This window comes from Azospirillum sp., from assembly GCF_035628975.1.
Lineage (GTDB): Bacteria > Pseudomonadota > Alphaproteobacteria > Azospirillales > Azospirillaceae > Azospirillum.
This window is the reverse complement of sequence record NZ_DASPIS010000133.1, coordinates 1-21,024: the sequence shown is the minus strand read 5'-3', so window position 1 is coordinate 21,024 and position 21,024 is coordinate 1. Positions and strand designations below refer to the sequence as shown.

Sequence of the window (21,024 nt, the reverse complement as noted above, 5' to 3'; positions counted from 1 at the left end):
AGCTGACAAGCAGAGAGGGCCGCTCAACCGTTGGCGGCCCTCTTTCCAATCCAAAGGGAGGGAGGAGCATGGCCGGCGCCAAGTTCCTGAAGTTCGATACGCAGAGTCTTCATGCGGGGCAGCGGCCCGATCCGGCGACCGGGGCGCGGGCGGTTCCGATCCACCTGACTTCCTCCTACGTCTTCAGCGACGTCGATCAGGCGGCGGCCCTGTTCAACCTGGAACGGCCGGGCCACATCTATTCGCGCATCTCCAACCCCACCGTCGCGGTGCTGGAAGAGCGCTTGGCGACGCTGGAAGGCGGGGTGGGCGCCGTCTGCACCGCCAGCGGGCAGGCCGCCATGACGCTGGCCATCATGACGCTGATGGGGGCGGGCGGGCACATCGTCGCCTCCTCCTCCATCTACGGCGGCAGCCGCAACCTGCTGGCCTACACGCTGCCGCGATTCGGCATCACCACCACCTTCGTCCATCCGCGCGACCTCGACGGCATCCGCGCGGCGATCCGTCCGGAAACCCGGCTGGTCTTTGGCGAGGTGCTGGGCAATCCGGGGCTGGAGGTGCTGGACGTTCCGAAGGTCGCGGCCATCGCGCACGAGGCCGGCATCCCGCTGATGATCGATTCGACCTTCACCACCCCCTATCTCTGCCGCCCGTTCGAACATGGCGCCGACATCGTCATGCATTCCTGCACCAAGTGGCTGAGCGGGCACGGCACCGCCATCGGCGGCGTGGTGATCGATGGCGGCCGGTTCGACTGGGAGGCCTCGGGCAAGTTCCCGACCCTGACCGAGCCCTATGCCGGCTATCACGGCATCGATTTCGCCGAGGAATACGGTCCGGCAGCCTTCATCGCCCGCGCCCGTGCCGAAGGCCTGCGCGATTTCGGCGCCTGCATGAGCCCGATGAACGCCTTCCAGATCCTGCAGGGCGTGGAAACGCTGCCTCTGCGGATGAAGTGCCACATCCACAACGCCCGCAAGGTCGTCTGCTTCCTGGAAGGGGAGCTGAATGCCGAGAAGGGCGCCGTCGCCTGGGTCTCCTACCCGGAGCTGGTCGACCATCCCGACCATGCGCTGGCCTCCCGGCTGCTGCCGCATGGTGCCGGATCCATCATCTCCTTCGGCATCCGCGGCAGCGGAGAGGGCGGCACCCGCGAGGCCGGGCGCCGCTTCATCGAGTCGCTGACGCTGTTCTCGCACCTCGCCAATGTCGGCGACGCCAAGTCGCTGGTCATCCATCCCGCCAGCACCACCCACGCCCAGCTGGATGCGGAGGCGCTCGCCGCCGCCGGGGTGGGGGAGGACATGATCCGCCTGTCCATCGGGCTGGAGGATTGCGAAGACCTGATCGACGACCTGAAGCAGGCGCTGCGCGCCGCCACCAAGGGCTGAGGGCCGCGCCATGCAGTTGACCGTCAACGGAACCCCCGTCTTCGTCCACACCGGCGGCCGGGAGATCGATCCCGCGCGCCCCGCAATCGTGCTGATCCACGGCGCCGGCATGGACCACAGCGTGTGGAGCCTGCAAAGCCGCTATCTCGCCCACCATGGCCGTTCGGTGCTGGCGGTCGATCTGCCGGGCCATGGCCGCTCCGGCGGGGAACCGCTGGGCAGCATCGCCGCCATCGCCGACTGGGTGATCGCCCTGCTGGATGCCGCCGGGCTGGAGCGGGCGGCGCTGGTCGGCCATTCCATGGGCGCGCTGGTGGCGCTGGACGCTGCGGCCCGCCATGGCACGCGGGTGGAGGCGGTTGCGCTGCTGGGCGTGGCGGAACGCATGCCGGTGCATCCGGACCTGCTGGCCGCCGCCCATGCCGGCGAACAATCCGCCATCGAGATGGTGATCGGCTGGGGCCATGGGCCGCGCGGCCATGGCGGCGCCCAGGGCGGCAGCTGCCCGACGCCGGGCCTCGCGCTGATCCCCGGCGGTCGCCGGCTGATGGCGTCGGTCCGGCCGGGGGTGTTGGGGGTCGATCTCGCGGCCTGCAACGAATACGGGCAGGGGGCGGATGCTGCGGCGTCGGTCGCCTGTCCCGCCCTGTTCCTGTTGGGAGCGCTGGACAAGATGACTCCGGCCAAAGCAGGGCGCACGCTGGCCGCGCGCGTGAAGTCTTCGCAGGTCGTCGTCCTGCCCCAGACTGGGCATATGGTTATGACCGAAGCGCCGGATGCCGTGCTGGACGCGCTGACCTCTTTCCTGTCCTTGCGGCGGGGGTGATGGTTTCAGCGGCGAAACCATCAGGGTCGAACCCGATTTTTTCTGACATCACACGTTAATGGTCGACTGCCTACTCTGACCGGCAGGATCGGATTGCCGTCCCGAAGCGTAAGGGGCGGCAATCCGGCCCAACCTTTCATTGCCGGTTCGGAGGTGCCATCTTGCAGGCAGGCGAACGGTCGGTTGACGCCCCGTGCCGCATGTCGGACGGAGCGGTCGCGGTGCTGTCGATGGACGGACGCGTTCTCCGGATCGGCCAAGCGGCGGCCGACGTGCTGGGTCATCCTCCCCAGGCGCTTACCGGCGCCGCTCTGGACCTGCACCTCCACCCCGAGGACCTGCAGGAGGCGCAGCAGCGGCTTCGGATCCGGGTCGCCGCCCCGGCAGGCAGCAGCGGCCGCTCGATCTTCCGCTTCCGCCATGCCGATGGCGGCTGGCGTTGGCTGGAGGTGACCGTTCGCAACGAACTGGCTGATCCGGAAATCGGTGGGCTGGTCCTGACCGTCCGTGATGTCAGCGACGCCATCGCCCTGTCGGAGCGGCTGCGCGCCAGCGAGGCGCGCTATCGCACTCTGGCTGAATCGGTGCCGGTCGGCATCCTTCAGGCCGACGCGGCCGGTCAGGTGCTGTTCGCCAATGCCCGCCTTTCCGCCATCACCGGGCTGGAGTCCGACCGGCTGCTCGGTGACGGCTGGCTTGGCGCCGTCCATCCCGACGACCGGGCGCGGGTTGCCGCGGAGTGGCGGAGCGAACCGGGCCGGGAGTTGCAGCCGACCGATTTCCGCTTCCACGATCCGCAGGGGGAGGGCTCCGACCGCAGGGTGCTGTGCCAGCGCATCCCGATGGAGGATGGCAGCACCATCGCCACCATCACCGATGTCAGCGAATACCTGCACACGGCCAACGCCCTGCGCCTGTCCGAAGCACGCAGCGAGGCGATCCTCGACACGGTCGCCGAAGCCATCCTCACCGTGGACGAGGCCGGCATCCTGCTCGGTTTCAACCGCGTGGCGGAGGCGATGTTCGGTGTTCCGGCCGGGGACCTGTTGTGGCGGCCGCTCGACCGGCTGATCCCGCTGTTCCATCTGCGGGAGGAGGGCGGCGTCCGGGTGGAATTCGCGCCTGGCCAGACAACGGCCCTGGTCGTCCGCGACCGTGCCGCCGAGGCGGAACGTGCCGATGGCACCCGGTTCCCGGTGGAGCTGTCGGTCAGCGCCAGCGAAGTGGAGGGACGGCGGATCTATACCGCCATCCTGCGCGACGTGACCGAACGGCGCCGGGCGGAAGCCGAGCTGCGGGCCGCCAAGGAGGCGGCCGAGGCGGCCGACCGTGCCAAATCGACCTTCATCGCCACCATGAACCATGAACTGCGCACCCCGCTGAACGCGGTGATCGGCTTCTCACAACTGCTGGAGGCGCGGACGGACGTGCCGCCGGCGGGCGGTCAGGGGCAACAGCGAGATTGCGTCGTCGCCATCAGGCAGGCCGGCGAACAGCTGCTGTCCATCATCGACGATATCCTCGACATGGCGCGGGTCGAGGCCGGCGGGCTGTCGCTGGCCGAGGAGCCGGTCGACCTGTCGGCGCTCGCCGCCCAGCTGGTTGCCGACCTGGAGTTTCAGGCCGCCCGCCAAGCCGTGACGGTGGAGATGGTCGCCGAGGGCGATCTGCCGCCGATGCGGGGCGATCGGCGTCGTCTGCGCCAAGCGTTGGGAAACCTGCTGTCCAACGCCATCAAGTTCAGCCATCCGCAGGGTGTGGTTACGCTGGCCATGGCGCCTGCCACAGACGGCTGGGTGGAACTGGCGGTGCGTGACCGCGGAATCGGAATGCAAGCGGACGACATCGCGACCGCCCTGACCCCCTTCGCCCAGATCGACCAGACCGCCACCCGCCGGTACGAGGGAATCGGCCTCGGCCTGCCGCTCGCCCTTCGTCTGGTGGAGGCGCATGGCGGCACCCTGACGCTGGACAGCGCACCCGGTCGGGGCTGCACCGCAACCGTCCGCCTGCCGCCTTCGCGCGTCATGACCATCGAGGAAATGCTGGCCATCATGATGTGATCGCCGTGACACCCGGTCTGGCCCGATGCGCCGGGATGTGCCAAAAGCTGTCGCCATCCTTGCCCGCAATGGTGGGCGGCTTTGCAGAGGTGGGTGTGCGATGGCGGGTCCGGACAAGACGATGGGTGTGCCGAAGGACGCCGTGGTGCTGGTCAGCGGCGGACTCGATTCGACCACGGTGCTCGCCATTGCCAAGGCCGAGGGCTATCGCGTCAATGCCCTCAGCTTCCGCTACGGACAGCGCCATTCGGTGGAGCTGGAAGCGGCACGGCGCGTGGTCGCGGCGATGGGGGTGGAGCGGCATGTGATCGCCGACATCGATCTGCGCGCCTTCGGCGGCTCCGCCCTGACCGACAGCATCGACGTGCCCAAGCACGGCAGCGCCGCAGACCTGGAGGCCGATCTGGGGCAGGGCATTCCCGTCACCTATGTGCCGGCGCGCAACACCGTCTTCCTGTCCTTCGCGCTGGCCTGGGCGGAAACGCTGGGAGCGTCCGACCTGTTCATCGGCGTCAACGCGCTGGATTATTCCGGCTATCCCGACTGCCGCCCGGAATACATCGCGGCCTTCGAAACCCTGGCCAACCTCGCGACCAAGGCCGGGGTGGAGGGGACGAGCCGCTTCAAGATCCATGCGCCGCTGATGACCTTGGACAAGGCCGCGATCGTCCGCCGCGGGTTGGAGCTTGGGGTCGACTACAGCCTCACCCACTCCTGCTACGATCCGACGCCGGAGGGGCTGTCCTGCGGTGCCTGCGACAGCTGTCTGTTGCGGCTGAAGGGCTTTTCGGAAGCCGGATTGAGCGACCCAATCCGTTACGGCACCGGAGCGGCATCGTAACGGAAACGGTCGTTTCGCAAGCGGTCAGTATTTCTTCGCCATTACTTCCAGGGCATTTCGGTCCACAAGCTGCGGAACTCGCCGTCCAACTGCTTCAGCTCGGCGGCGAAGGCCTCTGGGCCGACGATGCGGAGCGGCTGGAAGGTCTCGCGTGCCTTGGCCTGGAACTCCGGGTCCATCGCCGCCTTGGTGATCGCCTCGATCAGGGTGCGGCGGATGTCCGGCGGCAGACCCTTCGGGGCACCGATGCCGCGCATGGACACCATGTCGATGGCATAGCCCTGTTCGCGGAAGGTCGGCAGGTCCGGCGCCATGTCCCAGCGCGACCGGCTCATCACACCCAGCATGCGCACGGGATCGCCGCCGGCGAGCCCGCGCAGCCCCTCGCCCAGATTCTGGTCGCAGATCCTGGTGTGGGAGCCCAGCATCGCGCGGTAGTTCTCGGCGCTGCCGGCGAACGGCACATGGGTCAACTTCACCCCGGCCTGCCGTTCCAGCAACAGCATGGCGAGATGGTCGTCGGAGCCGATGCCGGTGGAGCCGACGGTGAGTGCGCCCGGATTCCCCTTCGCGAATTCCACCACGTCGGCGACCGACCGGAGCGGGCTGTCGGCACGGACGGTCATCACGCCCGGATCGTCGACGATGTTCACCAGCGGGTCCAGCCGGTCCAGCCCATAGCGTGCCTGCCGTTCGATCGGGATGGTGATCAGGTTGGGCGTGTTGATGAAGCCGATCGTGTAACCGTCCGGCGCCGCATCGGCGATGGCGGCGAAGCCGATCTCGCCGCCGGCCCCCGGCCGGTTCAGGACGACGATACGCCCGCCGCCCAGATAGCGCTCGATATAGGGCGCCAGCATCCGCGCCGTGACGTCGGTGGAGCCGCCGGCGCCATAGGCGACGACCATGGTGATCGGCTTCTCCGGATAGGCGGCCTGCACCGCGGCGGGGGAGCCCGCGAGCAACAGCATCAGGATCGCAAGCGCCGCAACCGGGAAAGACGCGGCACGGCAGCCGGCCATGCGCAGGAGGAAAGTCGCTGCTGTCATCGTTCGTCGTCCGATCCTTCGGGCTCCGCTCCCGGATGCGCCGGAGGTGCCCGTTCATCATGCGTGTATGAAGAAAGTCAGTATGTACCATAACGAGTAATATGCCGCAAATCCGACGCAAAATGCCTTGATCTTTCCTGCGATATTCTCTCCATAACCGTGAAATCCGACGAGAACGCGCTCGACGGAGGGATTGCCGCCGGTAATAATACAACCGGCGGAGATAGCGCCGGCGGCCGACTCGGCGGTTTTGGGCGATATCCTGAGGGGCGCAGGCTGCATTGCCCGATGAAGCGGGTGTGGCGCCCGGGCCTTCCGCCATCGCATGGCTGAGAGAGCGGACACATCCATCCAATGACACATACCCTGAGATCGCCCCGGTCGGCCGCATCCCGGCTGAGATCGCCCCAGGATCTCGCGGCCGGACTGCTGCTCAGCGCCCTCGCCCTCGGCGGGCTCTGGCTGGCGCGCGGCTGGGAGGCGGGATCGCTGGCCATGATGCAGGCCGGGTTCTTCCCGCGGCTCGTCTGCTATCTCCTGCTGGCGGCGGGGCTGGCGACCCTCGTGCGCGGACTGACGGCGGAAGGACCGGCGACGCTGGCGTGGGCATGGAGGCCATCGGTCGCCATCACCGTCGCCGTCATCGCCTTCGCCGCCCTGCTCGACAGGCTGGGTCTGGTGCTCGCCATCCTGGCGCTGATCGGCATCGGCGGATTGGCCGGACGGCCGTTGCGCCCCGGCCCCTTCACGGCCCTGTGGGCAACGCTGGCCACCAGCTGCATCGCCATCTTTTCCTGGGGACTGGGCCTGCCGCTCCAGATCTGGCCATGATGGACGTCCTCGCCAATCTCTGGCTCGGGCTGGGTGTGTCGGTGGAGCCGATGAACCTGGTCTATTGCTTCCTCGGCGCCCTGATCGGCACGCTGATCGGCGTGCTGCCCGGACTGGGGCCGACGGCGACGGTGGCCCTGCTGTTGCCGATCACCTTCTACCTGCCGCCGGTGGGGGCGCTGATCATGCTGGCCGGCATCTTCTATGGCGCCCAGTATGGCGGATCGACCACGGCCATCCTGGTGAAGCTGCCCGGCGAATCTTCCTCCGTCATGACCTGCCTGGACGGCAACGCCATGGCGCGGCAGGGTCGCGGCGGCGTCGCGCTGGCGACCGCGGCGCTGTCGTCGCTGTTCGCGGGCTGCGTCACCACCCTGGTCATCGCGCTGGCCGGTCCGCCGCTGGCCGGGATGGCGCTGGCCTTCGGTCCGTCGGAATATGTGGCGCTGATGCTGGTCGGCCTGATCGGCGCGGTTACCCTGGCCCATGGGTCGGTGGTGAAGGCGGTGGCGATGATCCTGGTCGGGCTGCTGCTGTCGATGGTCGGGACCGACGTCAATTCCGGCCAGATGCGCTTCACCTTCGACATTCCGCAGCTCTATGACGGACTGGACTTCGTGCCGCTGGCGATGGGGCTGTTCGGCCTTGCCGACATCATCATCAACCTGGAGGAGACGGAGGGGCGCGGTATAGATCCGTCACCGGTCCACCGGCTGTGGCCGTCGCTGCGGGACTTCAAGGATGCCTGGCCGGCGGCGGTTCGCGGCACGGCGCTGGGCGCCTTGCTGGGAATCCTGCCGGGTGGCGGGGCGACGCTCAGCGCCTTTTCCTCCTACGCGCTGGAAAAGAAGGTGGCGCGCGATCCCTCCACCTTCGGCAAGGGGGCCATCCAGGGCGTCGCCGGGCCGGAGGCCGCCAACAATGCCGGCGCCCAGGCCAGCTTCATCCCGATGCTGAGCCTCGGCATCCCGTCCAACGCGGTGATGGCGCTGATGGTCGGCGCCATGATGATCCACGGCATCACGCCGGGACCGCAGATCATGACCAAGCAGCCGGACCTGTTCTGGGGCATGATCGCCAGCATGCTGGTCGGCAACGTCATGCTGGTGGTGCTGAACCTGCCGCTGATCGGGCTCTGGGTGCGGCTTCTGCGCGTGCCCTATGCCTATCTGTTCCCGGCCATCCTGGTATTCTGCTGCATCGGCACCTACAGCCTGAAGAACGACGTGTTCGACGTGTTGCTGATGGCCGGCTTCGGCGTGTTCGGCTATGTGCTGAAGAAGCTGGAGTGCGAGCCGGCGCCGCTGCTGCTCGGCTTCGTCCTCGGCCCCCTGCTGGAGGAGAACCTCAGCCGCGCCATGCTGCTGTCCCAGGGCGATCTGACCGTCTTCGTCACCCGCCCGATCAGCGCCGGCCTGATGGCGGTGGCCGTCGGATTGCTGGCCCTCATCCTGCTGCCGGCCTTCCGCCGCCAGCGCGAGGTGGCCTTCAAGGAATAGGGCTGGCCTTACCCGCAACCGAGTCCTGGGGCGTCACGCCGCAGGATTCGGGTCTTGCTGAACAAGATAAAATTTTATATAAATACTCTTGTACTTGTTCGGGATGATGGGAGCGCATCATGGCCGCCAATGCCTGGTTCGGACGTCGGCTGACCGGTGGCGCCATGCGCGCGGTGATCCGCGAGCATCGCCGGGCCAACGCCCGCAAGCGCGCGCTGACCCGTGACGTCGCCCGCCTGATGCTGGTCGCCTCCGTCCTCGTGCTCGGCGTGCTGGCGGTGGAGATCGGGCGCAAGGCCGTCACCATCATCAGCCACGGCGCCGCCCAGAACTCGGTCGAACTCACTGGTTGAACGGGGCGGCTGAGTGGGCCGTTCAGGGCAGGACCACCACATAGCGCTTGGTCGTGGCCGCAACCACGGTCCAACTGCCTTGGAATCCCGGCTCGATGACGAAACGGTCTCCGGCCTTCAAGGTCCAGGACCGGCCATCGTCATGGGCGACGACGCTTTCGCCCTCCAGAATTTCGCAATATTCCCACTCGTCATAGACGATGCGCCAGGAGCCCGGAGTCGACCGCCAGCATCCGGCGAACCGCTTGCCGTCCGCCGACTCGTAACCGTTCCAAGTCGTGAAGACGGGTGCGCCGGACAGCACGCGGTCTGCGGCCGGGCCGCCGGTTTCGGGGGTGATGCCGTCCAGGTCGGGCAGGGGAAGCAAGGTCATCGACAGGGCTCCTCACCAGGCCGCCAACAGTGCCGGCAATTCGCGGACCGAGTCGAGGCGGCGGTAATGGTCGTCGGGCACCTCGGCCTCTTCGTGGGCCCAGGTGATGGCGTAGGGGATGTGGACGGCATGGGCGCCGGTCGCCAACACCGGCAGGATATCCGACCGCACCGAGTTGCCGACCATCAGGAAACGCGCCGGGTCGATGCCGTGGCGGTCCATCACCCGCCGGTAGGTCGCCGGGTCCTTCTCGCTGACGATCTCCACCGCATGGAACAGCTCGGACAGGCCGGAGCGGGCGATCTTGCTTTCCTGGTCGAACAGGTCGCCCTTGGTGATCAGGACCAGCTGGAAGCGGGACGCCAGCGCCTCCACCACCTCCGCCACGCCGGGCAGCAGTTCCACCGGGTGGTCCAGCATCGCCTTGCCGAAGTCGATCAGGCTCTGCAGGTCGCGGGCGGCGACGTTGCCGTCGGTGACCGCGATCGCCGTCTCGATCATCGAGAGGACGAAGCCCTTGATGCCGTAGCCATAGACCCGGAGGTTGGCCCGTTCCGCCTCCAGCAGGCGGCGGTCGAGGTCGGTCGGGTCGGCGGCATGGGCCAGCAGGGCGCGGAAACGGTCCTGCGTCATCGAGAAGAGCGATTCGTTGTGCCACAGCGTGTCGTCGCCATCGAACCCGATGGTGTCGAAGGTCTGGCTGCCGGGGGTATGGATGCCGCTCATGGTACTGTCCGCAGGTCCGCTCTATTGATCCGTAAGTAAAACAATACATGGACCAAGTCAGGCTGCCTTGTCCAGGGCAGGAAGGTGCGGGGGTCCATTATTGTCCGTCTACCAAACCGTAAGTATCCGGAATGACGATTTTGCCACAGATCGGTGACATTCCATGGCGAGTTCTTCGCTGCCTGCAAAGCGGGCATGTTGCCGCCGGGGGTGGCAACATGGCTGAAAGGAGCGTAATTATATTTCCACACAAGGAGGACGTGATCGCCGACCGGCGGACCCTCCATAACAAGACATCTCAGGAATCTCCATCATGGCAACCCTTCTGCATTCGGCCGAGACCGGCCACGCCACCACCACCTTCGGTCATATCGTCGAGGTCGCCTCGAACCTGCTGGGCCTGTGGCGCCAGCGCGTCGTGACCCGCCGCGAACTGGGCTATCTGGACGACCGTATGCTCCAGGACATCGGCTTCAGCCGCCTGGATGCCGAGCGCGAGATGTCGAAGCCGTTCTGGCGCGAATGAGCGCCTGCACGCCGGCCGGCGAACGCACCGGAAAAGGCCGCTTCCGTTGATCGGAAGCGGCCTTTTTCTTTGTCCGATGCCCTGGCTGCCCAGCAGATAGGCTGCTCAAAAAATAGCCGACCGGAAAAGAAAAGCCCGCCGCCGGATCGATCCGGCAGGCGGGCTTTTTCTTGGGACAACTTCGGGAAGGGCAGGGCGCCGCCCTGCCCCCTCCTCAGATGCAGTAGTGCTGCAGCGGCGCGAAGCCGTTGAAGCAGACGGCCGAGTAGGTCGTGGTGTAGGCGCCGGTGGCATGGATGCGCACGCGGTCACCGGCCTTCAGACCCATCGGCATCTTGTAGTCGGCGCGCTCGTACAGCACGTCGGCGCTGTCGCAGGTCGGGCCGGCCAGGATCACCGCCTCGCGGTCGTCTTCCGGCTCATCGCCCAGCACCTCGATCGGGTACTGGATCGCCTCGTCCATCGTCTCGGCCAGACCGCCGAACTTGCCGATGTCCAGATAGACCCAGCGCTTGGTATCCTCGGCCGACTTGCGCGACACCAGGACCACTTCGCTCTCGATGATGCCGGCGCTGCCGACCATGCCGCGGCCGGGCTCCACGATGGTTTCCGGCAGATGGTTGCCGAAGTGATTGCGCAGCGAGTCGAAGATCGCCTGACCGTAGGCGGTGCATTCCGGCACGTCGGTGCGGTAGCGGGTGGGGAAGCCGCCGCCCAGGTTGATCATGCCGAGGTCGACGCCCAGCACCTCAAGCTCGCGGAACAGCTGCGCCACCTGGAAGATGGCGTGGTCCCACTGCATCAGGTCCTTCTGCTGCGAACCGACATGGAAGGACACGCCATAGGGCTGCACGTCCATGTCGCGGGCCTTCAGCAGCAGCTCGCGCGCCATCGTCAGGTCGCAGCCGAACTTGCGCGACAGCGGCCATTCGGCGCCCTCACCCGAGGTCAGGATGCGGCAGAAGACGCGGGCGCCGGGGGCGGCGCGCTCGATCTTCTCCAGTTCCGGCTCGCTGTCGAAGGCGAACAGGCGGACGCCCAGCTCGTAGGCGCGGCGGATGTCGCCTTCCTTCTTGATGGTGTTGCCGAAGGAGATGCGCTCCGGGGTGGCGCCGGCGGCCAGCGCCATCTGGATTTCCGGGACCGAGGCGCAGTCGAAGGCGGAGCCGAGACGGGCCAGCAGGCTGAGGATTTCCGCGGCCGGGTTCGCCTTCACCGCATAGAAGATGCGGGCGTCGGGCAGGGCGTCGTGCAGATCGTTGTAGTTCTGCTCGACCACGTCCAGGTCGATGACGAGGCAAGGGGTCTGCGGGCGCTGCTCTTCGAAAAAGCGCGCAATCTTCTGGGTCATCTCAGTCTCCTGGGACGCAAGATGATGGAACGGAAAGGGTGAAGTCGGGGGGGAGGGAGCGGCCGGGCGGGCCGATCAGCAACTCAAAAAGCTGATCAGGCGCTCAGGCCGCCAATACTGGATTGCCCCGTACAGAACCCTGTTCTGTCCGTATGGTCCAGGAGCGGCAGATTTCGGAGACGGGTGAGCACGCGCCCACCCACAACAACATCAACCATCGTAACCTCCAAGTCGCCGCCTTGTTTAAGGGACGGTCGGGGATCACGCGTTACGTCGTTGCATAACCACATCTCGGAGACGCCGAGGGGCGGGCCAGCGGCACGTGCGCTTGCGAGTTCGCGTTACATAGATCCAACGCGATCGATTGCAAAGTGAAAAATGCCGCGTGCCCCAAAAAAGTGGCAGACCGTTTGAGGGGTCAAAAAACCGGAGTGATTTCATGGGCTTGACTACGGTTCTGACGGTGGAGGAGATCGGGTTGCGGCTGCTGGCTGCAGCCTTTTGCGGGGCGCTGCTTGGACTTGACCGGGAAATGCGCGGCAAGGCGGCCGGCTTGCGCACGCATACGCTGATATCCATCAGCTGCGCCCTGACGACTCTGGTGGCGCTGGAGTTCTATGTCGGGCTGCATGCCAGCGGCGACGAGCGGCCGAGCGACCCGGTGCGCGTCATCCAGGGCGTGGCCCAGGCAGTCGGCTTCATCAGCGCCGGCGTCATGTTCCGCTCCGGCGACAGCGTGCGCGGGGCGACCACCGCGGCGGTGATCTGGGTGGCGGGCGGGCTGGGCATCGCCTGCGGTGCCGGCTATTACCTGCTGGCGGGGATGGCGCTGGCCCTGTCCCTGATGGTGACGATCCTGTTCACCATCCTGATGGACCGCTTCCCGGAGTTCGGCAGGGAGGATGACGAGGGCCGCAGGTCCGACGACGACCGCAAGGCGCGGGAGCGCCGCCGCGCCGCCCGTCCGCCGGGTCGGGTCAGGCGGATCGCCCGCCCTGCGTCGCGGGGATGACCAGCAGCCGGTGCGCCAGCAGCGCGCCCAGCCCCACCAGCCCGATGGCTCCCATCATCGGCAGGGCGCTGCCGTCGTTCATATGGCCGACGAGGATACCGACGGCGGCGGCGATGGTCATCTGCGCGAAGCCCAGCAGGGAGGAGGCGAGCCCGGCCATGGTGGCGTAGGGGCCGACCGCGTTCGCGGTGGCGTTCGGCAGGGTCAGCCCGGTGCCCAGGATGAACAGGAAGACCGGCACGACGATGGCCAGCAGGTGCAGGACCCCGGCCAGCGCCAGCAGACCGCCTACGACTCCGCCGCCGAGCGACAGCAGCGTTCCGATGCGGATCATGCGGGCGCCGCCCAGCCGCGGCGTCAGCCGGCCGGCCAGGAAGGTGCCCAGCATATAGCCCAGCACCACCGCGCCGAAGCTGGCGCCATACTGCGCCGGGGTCAGGTGCAGCCGGTCGATCAGCACGAAGGACGAGCCGGAGATGAAGGAGAAGATGCCGCTGTAGGAGAAGGCGACCACCAGCACATAGCCGACGAAGCCGCGGTTGCGCAGCAGAAGCAGGTAGTTGGCGGCGAGACGGCTGGGCCTCAGCGCCTCCTCGTCGCGGTGGGCGTTGGTCTCGCCCAGCATCGACCACACCGCCGCCAGGATGCCGCAGGCGAAGACGGTCAGCAGAACGAAGTTCGCGCGCCAGCCGAACCACTCCGTCAGCACGCCTCCCAACATCGGCCCCACCGCCGGGGCCAGCGCCATCGCCATCGACATATAGGCCAGCACCGTCGCCGCCCGGTCGCGGCCGAAGACGTCGCGCACCACCGCCCTTGCCACCACCGGCCCGCAGCAGGCCCCCAGCGCCTGGAAGAAGCGGGCGGCGATCAGCCCCTCGATGCTGGTGGTCATGGCGCAGACCGCGCTGGCCGCCAGATAGATCGCCACCCCGACCAGCAGGGTGGGGCGCCGGCCGAACCGGTCGGACATCGGGCCATAGACCAGCTGCGACACCGCGAAGCCGATCAGGAAGATCGACAGCGTCATCTGCACCGTGACGACATCGGTGTCGAACACCCGGACCAGCGTCGGCAGCGACGGCAGGTAGAGGTCGGTGGACAGCGGGCCGAAGGCGACCAGGGCGGTCAACAGGACACGGATCGGCAGGGAATCTGGACGGGGCATGGTATGGCGAGCACTGCGGCGGAGGAAGCGAGGGCGGGGCCGCACTGTATCAGACGAAACCATCTCCGCCAGTGTCGATGACGGCCCGGCGGAGCCGCCCCCTCACTTCGCCGGCAGCACCATGCGGATGCAGCGCGACAGCACCGTGTTGCCGGTCATCTCGCGGTAGTTCTGGATGACGACCGGCTCGGCCGCCTTGCATTGCTCCATGCTGGCGAATTCCAGCGTGGTCGGGCCGCCCTGGTTCAGGATGAACAGCAGCATCAGAACCCGTTCCATGGCGTGCCCCTCCCGTCAGCCGCCGGCCAGAACCGCGCGGGCGGCGGCGGCATCCTGAACGATCTGGTCCTTCAGCGCGTCGAAGCTGGGGAACTTCATCTCCGGCCGCAGGAAATCGATCATCTGCACCCGCAGATGCAGGTCGTACAGGTCCAGGTCGACATCGAACAGGTGGGCTTCCAGCCGGGCAACCGTGCCGTCCACGGTGGGGCGGGCGCCGAGATTGGCGACGCCGGGCAGCCAGACGGTCTCGCCGCCGCGGTCGATGCCGGCGCGCACCGCATAGACGCCGAAGGCCGGGCGCAGATACTCGCCCAGTTCGATGTTGGCGGTGGGGAAGCCGATGGTGCGTCCGCGCTGGTCGCCATGGACGACGCGCCCCTCGATCTCCCAAGGATGGCCCAGCACATGGGTGGCCTCGCGCGGCCGGCCGGCGACCAGCGCGTCGCGCACGCGGGTGGAGGAATAGACCCCGCCCTCCGTGTCGGACACCGGCCCGACCTCCGTGACGCCGAAGCCCTGGGCGCGGCCGGCGCGCAGCAGGAAGGCCGGATCGCCCGACCGTTTGTGCCCGAACAGGAAATCATAGCCACAGACGACATGCCGAACGCCCAGCCCGCCGATCAGGATCTCGTCGACGAAAGCCTGCGCGGTCTTGTGGCGGAAGCCGTCGTCGAAGTGGCAGACGATCAGCTGGTCGACTCCCAGCGCCTCGATATGCCGGGTCTTGACGCGGAAAGGCGTCAGGCGGAAGGGCGGGTCGTCGGGACGGAAGACGCTGCGCGGGTGCGGTTCGAAAGTGACCACGGCCGACGGTGCGCCCATCTCCGCCGCAAGGCGCTGGGCGGTGCCGATGACCGTCTGATGTCCGCGGTGCACGCCGTCGAAATTGCCGAGCGCCACGACGGCGCCCCGCTCTTCGGCCGGCAGGTCGGCGGTGTGTCTGTACAGTCGCATGCGCGCCCCGGTGCTGTGGGCGGACCCCGGCGGGTCCGCTTGCTCGGGCGTCTATATAGACCGACGCCGGCGCGGGGTAAACGCGCCGGCGGTGTCCTGGCGCCCGAAGGCAGCGCTCAGGCGTCGAAAAATCAGCCGCGGGACGGGACCATCAGCAGCGCTTCGCCTTCCACGACCACGGTCTCGCCGACGGTGCAGACCGTCTTGATGACGCAGCGGCGCTTTTCCGGGATCAGTTCGGTGATGGTGGCGCGGGCGGTGACGGTGTCGCCGGCGCGGACCGGCGCCTTGAACTTCAGCGTCTGGCTCATGTAGATGCAGCCCGGCCCCGGCAGCTTGGTGCCCAGCACGGCCGAGATGAAGCCGACCGTCAGCATGCCGTGGGCGATGCGGCCCTGGAACATGGTGGTGGCGGCGTATTCCTGGTTGATGTGGACCGGGTTGGTGTCGCCGGAAATGCCTGCGAACAGGACGATGTCGGCTTCCGTCACCGTCTTGGCGAAGCTTGCCGTCATGCCGACGGACAGGTCTTCGATGCAGTAGCCTTCGGTATCCTTGCGGACCTGACGCACGTCGTCCATCGCAGCAATTCCTCTTTCTCTCGGTGCCTGTTCCGGCGTCTGACGCACTGGCGCCGCGCCGTTCGCTGCAATGCGTCATGTGCGCCGCAGCGATGGGAATGGCACCACGTCTCCTCCAAAAATGCAAAAAAATCTCTAACGTTCCGCACAAGACCGCGGCCAAAACGGCTGCTTTCCGCGGCAGGCTTCCCGGTAATGGAGGGGTGCCTTGTGCAGCCGGATTACTTCGCAATGAAGGTAGAGCGGCAGAAGCGGCGTTCAATCAACAACTTAACGAAAAATCCCACCGCCCATGGCGCTTGGCCGCCAGCGTTAGCGCGACTGTGGGGCACCACCCCGCGCTGCAGTGGCAAAGTCCGTTTCATTTCAACCGATTGACTGTTCGGTGACTGTTGGTTCGGCAGCGCAATAAAAGTCAGGGGATCGGCGCGGCGAATCGGGAAGCGTCTTCGCCGCGCCGCAGCATTACTTGCCCGATCCGGAGTGCGACACTGTGTCGCTGCCGGTGCCGCCACTATTGCCGCTGTTTCCCTGACGGCGGGTTTCGCGTTCGGCCACCTGACTGTCGGGGGTGAGCTGGTCGACCTTTTCCTCCACCTTGACGCGGGCGGTGTCGGTCGGCTGCTCCGACGGCTTGACCTCCACCGTCACCGGGGCGGTCCCGTCCTCGATCATGTCCAGCTTCTTTGCGGCGGAGCGAGACAGGTCGATCACCCGGCCGTCGACATAGGGGCCGCGGTCGTTGACGATGACGTCGACGCTCTTGCCGTTCTCCTCGTTCGTGACCGTGGCCTTGGAGCCGAGCGGCAGCGTGCGCGACGCCGCGGTCGACTTGTTCTGGTTCATCGGCTCGCCGCTGGCAGTGGTGCGGCCGTGGAACTTGTGGCTGTAGAAGGACGCTTCCCCCTTGTGGACGAGGACTTCCTCGCCATCCTCTTGCTCGACACGCACGGGCGGAACCTTGGCCTTCTCGTTCGCCAGAACCGGGACCGCGGTCCCGCTCAGGGTCGTGGCGGCAAGCGCCAGGAAGATGATTCGCATTGTCTTCATCGGTACACCTCCAACGGCGGACCAACGCCCCGCAAGGAAAAGAGTTCCATCGCGGATCGCATGCAAGATATCGCTACTATTTCCGGTTTCGAATATCTTGACGAATTCGGAGTGGGTGGTCCGCATGGGCGCTCTTCCGGTTCTCATCACAACGCTCGGGGGAGAAAGCATGGCCGACGATTCCGCTTGGACTGTACCCGGAGGAATGCCGGACCTGAGCCACGTGGAGATGCGGTCTGTCGCGATGGGTGATGGAGTGCGGTTGCGGGTCGCCGTCTGGCCGAAGCCGGAGCGGGTCCGCGGCACCGCGCTGGTGCTGACCGGCCGCGCCGAGTTCATCGAGAAATATGCGGAGACCGCGAGCGCATTGACGGCCCGCGGCTTCCGCGTGGTGGCGGTCGACTGGCGCAACCAGGGCCTGTCGGACCGGCCGCTGCCCAACCGGCAAATCCACCACCTGACGGATTTCGCGCTGCTGGTCGGCGACCTCGACTGCGTTTACCGGCAGGTGGCGGCGCCCGTCGCCGCGGAGACCGGCGGGCCGCTGATCCTGCTGGCGCATTCCATGGGCGGCCTCGTGGCGACGCTGGCGCTGGCCCGCCACTGCGGCGACGAACCCGGCCGCTATGCCGCCGTGCTGCTGGCGGCGCCGATGTACGCCATCCATACCGGACCGCTGCCGCGCCGGCTGGCACGGGCGCTGGCCTCCCTGGGGCTCGCCTGCGGATGCGGCGCCCGCTACGCCTTCTGGCAGGGCGACTACGACCCGGCGGAGGGCATCTTCCGGCCGGACAACAAGATCACCACCGATCCCCGGCGCTACGCCGCCTTCCACACCCCCTATGCCGAGCGGCCGGAGCTGCGCGTCGGCGGCGTCAGCTTCGCCTGGGTCGCGGCGGCGCTGGACGCGGAGGACGCGTTGCGCCGCAGCCTACCGCTGGAGCGGGTGCGCACGCCGGTCCTGCTGTTGAGCGCGCCCGACGACCGGGTGGTCCGGGCCGAGCTTCACCGCGAGGTGGCCGCCCGGCTCGGCAACGCCCATCTTGTCGAGTATCCCGGGGCGAAGCACGAGCTGCTGATGGAATGCGACGCCATCCGCGACCGGGTGTGGGCGGACATCGACGACTTCCTCGACAGGACCCTCGGCGAGGAGACCGGCCACAAGACACTTGCGTCGTCTGGCGGCTCTGTCGTCGGATAGGCGCCTTCAGGACCAGAGGTGCCCCTCAGCATGACCGATTTCTGGACGGCGTCCGGCTTCCACCTGTTGGCGCGCGACGCCGACAACCATCTGGCGGTGACGCCCGATTTCCTGCGCGCCTATCTGCTCCGGCCCGAGATGCGCCCGCCGGAGGAGGCCTGCGACGCCGAGCGCACGCTGCACGCCGCCTTGCTGGACGATCCGGCGCGGACGGTGCCGGCCCCGCTGCTCGACGCCATCGCCGATCCGGATGCGCGGGAAAACTTCCAGGTCTGGCTGGCCTTCCGCGACCGGCTGCTGGCCGCCGGGACGCTGGAGGGCTGCTACATCCGCCTGTTCCGCGAGGGCGCCCGCGGCGTGCCCGGCCTGTTCATCGACCAGCTGGTGCATGCCATCCTGCGCGGCATCCTGGACGAGACCCCGTCGGGCCTGCGCGCCCGTGCCGGCGAGCTGTTCTTCCGCGAGCAGACGGTGTCGGTCGACGACGGCCGCGTCCGCGTCGCCGATGCCGAGACGGTGGAGACCATGGCGGCGTCCGGCGGCTTCGGTTCGCTGGGCCGGCTGGTGGTGGAGGCCGGAACCGCTCCCCGCAGCGTGGATCTGGACATCCTGGACGAGACCAACCACCCGCTCTATTGGGGCCGCGACGCCCGGCACGACACGGTGCTGGACATCACCTTCGCCGCCGCCGGTCTGGACGCGCTGGCCCGTGTGCTGGAGGCCTGGGTTGGGCATTTCCTGGGCGTGACGGTCAGCATCCAGCCGGTGCAGAACATCCGCGACGACCGCTGGGTCTGGCATGTCGGGCTCGACAGCGCCGCCACGGCGATCCTCAACGACCTCTACAACGGGGTGGAGGTGGGGGAGGACCGGCTGGCCCGCATCCTCGCCCTGTTCCGCCTGGACTTCGCCGACCCCGCCGCCATGCGCCCCGACCTCGCCGGGCGGCCGGTCTATCTGGGGCTGGCGATGACGGAAGGGCGGCGGCTGAAGCTGAAGCCGCAGAATTTGCTGGTGAATTTGCCGCTGGCCTCGGTGGCGTGAGAGCATCGCTGCCGGTGCCCCCTCCCTAACCCTCCCCCACCTTCGGTGGGAGAGGGAACTGCCGCTTCCTGCCCCTCCACCGCCAAGGGCGGGGGAGGGAGGGACCCGCGAAGCGGGAGGGTGGGGGCATTCGAAGCCGAAACCCTCACCCCCCCAGCAAAGCCCCCACCGGCTTCAGGGGCTCGTGCGCGTCGAACAGGATCTTCAGGATCGCCAGGATCGGCACGGCCAGCAGCGCACCGGGTATGCCCCACAGCCAGCCCCAGAACAGGATCGACACGAACACCGCGATGGGGTTCAGCGACAGCCGCCGGCCGACGATCATCGGCGTCAGGAAGTTGCCCTCGATCGTGGTCAGCGCCACGAAGGACAAGGGCGGCAGCAGGATGGTGCCGAGCCCGTCGAAGGTCAGGACCGACACCAGGAACAGGACGCCGGTCATCACCGCCGGGCCGATGAAGGGGATGTAGTTGGCCACTGCCACCAGCACCCCCCACAGGGCCGGGTTGGGCAGCCCCCACATCCACATGACCAGACCGGTGGCGACGCCCAGCACCACGTTGATCAGGGTGATGGTCAGCAGATAGGCGGCGATGTTCTGCTGCAGCGTCGCCGCGACCATGGCGTAATGCACGCGGTCGTCGACGTTGCGCATGGTGCCGATCAGCGCCTCCAGCGAATGGCGGCCTCTCGCCAGGAAGAAATACAGCAGGACCTGCAGGATCACGACATTGACGATCACTGCTTCGACCTGGCTGATCGCCTGTTCCATCAGCGACGGACCGCGCACCACCACCTCACGCACCGGACCGCCCTCGTTGCCGGACTCCTTGGCGATCTGCTCGATCTGGCGCGAGGCCTCGCGGGCCCGCTCGATTCCGGCGCGGATGTCGCCCAGCTTGAACTCCAGCTCGTGCAGGACGCGCGGCATGCGGTTCACCCATTCCGCCGCCGGAGCCGACAGGGTGTAGACCGCCAGCAGCACGCTGCCGAACAGCGTGATCACCATGATGGCGGCGCCGATTCCTTCCGGAATGCCGACCCGGTAGAGTGCGCGGACCAGCGGCCGCAGCAGGAAGCTGAGGATCAGCGCCAGCATGATCGGCAGGAGGACTTCGCGTCCGAAATACAGCGCGAACAGCACGGCGATCACGAACAGGCCGACGGCGGCGATGGTCAGCGGATCGCGGCGGTGGCCGGGCGGGGGCAGGGGCTCGGTCACCGGTTCCGGCGTGCCGGGAAGCGGGGCCTCGGGCGCGGGGGGAAATGCGGGGGAAGCCGAGGCGAGCGGGCTGCGGTCTGTCATCGCGGTGGCCGGACCTCCGAAGGACGGCGCTTGACGGTGGCGCCGGACCCTCCGATCTAGGGGAGTGTTTTTCCGGGCCGCGCATCCTGCGGTCCCGCCCGTCCTTGCCGGAGACCCAGTCGCGATGCGCAGCCTGTTTCCCCTGATGAACGTTTCCGCCGGCCTTTTGGTTCTGGGCCTGCTGACAGCCGGGCTCACGCTCCGTTCCGCGGCGGCGGACGAGGTGGTCGGCCGCTTCTCCAACGACTGGACCGGCAACGGGCTTCAGGTGCAGGCGATCGAGGATCCCGGCGTGAAGGGCGTCACCTGCCATCTGGTCGATTTCGACCGCAGCCTGATCGACCGGCTGAGCAAGGGCAACTGGTTCGAGGACCCGTCCAACGCCTCCATCGCCTGCCGCCAGACCGGGCCGGTCACCGTCGGCGACATCGAGCTGTCGCAGAAGGGGGAGGAGGTCTTCTCCGAACGGAAAAGCCTGATTTTCAAGTCGATCGCCATCCGTCGCATCTACGACCGGCCGAACGACACGCTGGTTTATGTGGTGTACAGCCGGCAGGTGAAGGACGCATCCGCCAAGATGTCGATCTCGACCGT

Annotated in this window: 22 protein-coding genes; 12 read left to right on the top strand and 10 right to left on the bottom strand. The window is 67.5% G+C overall.

Annotated features, from left to right (window positions below; genetic code table 11):
* Positions 1-68: 68 nt before the first annotated feature.
* The 4 genes from VD964_RS27630 (at position 69) to queC (ending at position 5,124) form a co-directional block, all read left to right on the top strand.
* The gene (locus tag VD964_RS27630; protein ID WP_324871661.1) at positions 69-1,394 is read left to right on the top strand and encodes an O-acetylhomoserine aminocarboxypropyltransferase; all 1,326 of its coding nucleotides are present in this window, start codon (positions 69-71) and stop codon (positions 1,392-1,394) included.
* A 10-nt stretch (positions 1,395-1,404) separates the two neighbouring features.
* Entirely contained in the window at positions 1,405-2,220 is an 816-nt protein-coding gene (locus VD964_RS27625; RefSeq protein ID WP_324871660.1) for an alpha/beta hydrolase, read from the top strand.
* 200 nt (positions 2,221-2,420) lie between these two features.
* Positions 2,421-4,283, top strand: coding sequence for a PAS domain S-box protein (locus VD964_RS27620; protein ID WP_324871659.1), 1,863 nt, complete (start codon positions 2,421-2,423; stop codon positions 4,281-4,283).
* Between the two features lie 100 nt (positions 4,284-4,383).
* On the top strand, positions 4,384-5,124 hold the full coding sequence (gene queC / locus VD964_RS27615) for a 7-cyano-7-deazaguanine synthase QueC (protein ID WP_324871658.1): 741 nt from the start codon (positions 4,384-4,386) through the stop codon (positions 5,122-5,124).
* Positions 5,125-5,165: 41 nt separating this feature from the next.
* Here the strand turns inward: queC and VD964_RS27610 are convergent, their stop codons facing one another.
* A complete protein-coding gene (locus tag VD964_RS27610; RefSeq protein WP_414637289.1) occupies positions 5,166-6,146 on the bottom strand; it encodes a tripartite tricarboxylate transporter substrate binding protein in 981 nt (326 codons plus the stop codon).
* Positions 6,147-6,527: 381 nt separating this feature from the next.
* On the opposite strand from VD964_RS27610, the gene VD964_RS27605 reads away from it, so the two are divergent.
* The 3 genes from VD964_RS27605 (at position 6,528) to VD964_RS27595 (ending at position 8,856) form a co-directional block, all read left to right on the top strand.
* Positions 6,528-7,004: a tripartite tricarboxylate transporter TctB family protein gene (locus VD964_RS27605; RefSeq protein ID WP_324871656.1), complete on the top strand. Its 477-nt coding sequence runs from the start codon at positions 6,528-6,530 to the stop codon at positions 7,002-7,004.
* Positions 7,001-8,503 carry a tripartite tricarboxylate transporter permease gene (locus VD964_RS27600; RefSeq protein ID WP_324871655.1) on the top strand — a complete coding sequence of 501 codons (1,503 nt, stop codon included), beginning with the start codon at positions 7,001-7,003 and terminating at the stop codon, positions 8,501-8,503. Before VD964_RS27605 ends, VD964_RS27600 begins: the two co-directional genes overlap by 4 nt.
* A gap of 119 nt (positions 8,504-8,622) precedes the next feature.
* A complete protein-coding gene (locus VD964_RS27595) occupies positions 8,623-8,856 on the top strand; it encodes a hypothetical protein (RefSeq protein WP_310114868.1) in 234 nt (77 codons plus the stop codon).
* Between the two features lie 22 nt (positions 8,857-8,878).
* Here the strand turns inward: VD964_RS27595 and VD964_RS27590 are convergent, their stop codons facing one another.
* The gene (locus VD964_RS27590; RefSeq protein WP_324871654.1) at positions 8,879-9,229 is read right to left on the bottom strand and encodes a cupin domain-containing protein; all 351 of its coding nucleotides are present in this window, start codon (positions 9,227-9,229) and stop codon (positions 8,879-8,881) included.
* 12 nt (positions 9,230-9,241) lie between these two features.
* A complete protein-coding gene (locus tag VD964_RS27585; RefSeq protein WP_324871653.1) occupies positions 9,242-9,955 on the bottom strand; it encodes an HAD family hydrolase in 714 nt (237 codons plus the stop codon).
* 313 nt (positions 9,956-10,268) lie between these two features.
* Between VD964_RS27585 and VD964_RS27580 the strand changes: the two genes are divergently transcribed.
* Entirely contained in the window at positions 10,269-10,481 is a 213-nt protein-coding gene (locus tag VD964_RS27580) for a DUF1127 domain-containing protein (RefSeq protein WP_324871652.1), read from the top strand.
* A 214-nt stretch (positions 10,482-10,695) separates the two neighbouring features.
* Here the strand turns inward: VD964_RS27580 and VD964_RS27575 are convergent, their stop codons facing one another.
* Positions 10,696-11,832: a type III PLP-dependent enzyme gene (locus VD964_RS27575; protein ID WP_324871651.1), complete on the bottom strand. Its 1,137-nt coding sequence runs from the start codon at positions 11,830-11,832 to the stop codon at positions 10,696-10,698.
* Positions 11,833-12,271: 439 nt separating this feature from the next.
* Between VD964_RS27575 and VD964_RS27570 the strand changes: the two genes are divergently transcribed.
* Entirely contained in the window at positions 12,272-12,844 is a 573-nt protein-coding gene (locus VD964_RS27570) for an MgtC/SapB family protein (protein WP_324871650.1), read from the top strand.
* Here VD964_RS27570 and VD964_RS27565 read toward each other — a convergent pair.
* From VD964_RS27565 to VD964_RS27545, 5 genes are all read right to left on the bottom strand, one after another.
* Positions 12,810-14,012: a multidrug effflux MFS transporter gene (locus VD964_RS27565; RefSeq protein ID WP_324871649.1), complete on the bottom strand. Its 1,203-nt coding sequence runs from the start codon at positions 14,010-14,012 to the stop codon at positions 12,810-12,812. The two genes, VD964_RS27570 and VD964_RS27565, sit on opposite strands and share 35 nt — an antisense overlap.
* Positions 14,013-14,114: 102 nt before the next feature.
* Entirely contained in the window at positions 14,115-14,291 is a 177-nt protein-coding gene (locus VD964_RS27560) for a hypothetical protein (protein ID WP_167562457.1), read from the bottom strand.
* Between the two features lie 15 nt (positions 14,292-14,306).
* Positions 14,307-15,248 carry a bifunctional riboflavin kinase/FAD synthetase gene (locus VD964_RS27555; RefSeq protein ID WP_324871648.1) on the bottom strand — a complete coding sequence of 314 codons (942 nt, stop codon included), beginning with the start codon at positions 15,246-15,248 and terminating at the stop codon, positions 14,307-14,309.
* Positions 15,249-15,379: 131 nt separating this feature from the next.
* Complete coding sequence (locus VD964_RS27550; protein ID WP_012973248.1) at positions 15,380-15,829, bottom strand: MaoC family dehydratase; 450 nt, start codon at positions 15,827-15,829, stop codon at positions 15,380-15,382.
* 465 nt (positions 15,830-16,294) lie between these two features.
* Positions 16,295-16,879: a septal ring lytic transglycosylase RlpA family protein gene (locus tag VD964_RS27545; RefSeq protein WP_324871647.1), complete on the bottom strand. Its 585-nt coding sequence runs from the start codon at positions 16,877-16,879 to the stop codon at positions 16,295-16,297.
* Between the two features lie 169 nt (positions 16,880-17,048).
* Here VD964_RS27545 and VD964_RS27540 point away from each other — a divergent pair, with 169 nt between their 5' ends.
* Entirely contained in the window at positions 17,049-18,080 is a 1,032-nt protein-coding gene (locus tag VD964_RS27540; RefSeq protein WP_324871646.1) for an alpha/beta hydrolase, read from the top strand.
* Positions 18,081-18,110: 30 nt separating this feature from the next.
* On the top strand, positions 18,111-19,124 hold the full coding sequence (locus tag VD964_RS27535) for a DUF6352 family protein (protein ID WP_324871644.1): 1,014 nt from the start codon (positions 18,111-18,113) through the stop codon (positions 19,122-19,124).
* 145 nt (positions 19,125-19,269) lie between these two features.
* Here the strand turns inward: VD964_RS27535 and VD964_RS27530 are convergent, their stop codons facing one another.
* Positions 19,270-20,346, bottom strand: a complete 1,077-nt coding sequence (locus VD964_RS27530; RefSeq protein WP_324871642.1) for an AI-2E family transporter — start codon at positions 20,344-20,346, stop codon at positions 19,270-19,272.
* Between the two features lie 208 nt (positions 20,347-20,554).
* Between VD964_RS27530 and VD964_RS27525 the strand changes: the two genes are divergently transcribed.
* A partial coding sequence (locus tag VD964_RS27525) for a CreA family protein (protein ID WP_324871641.1) occupies positions 20,555-21,024 on the top strand: 470 nt, incomplete at its 3' end.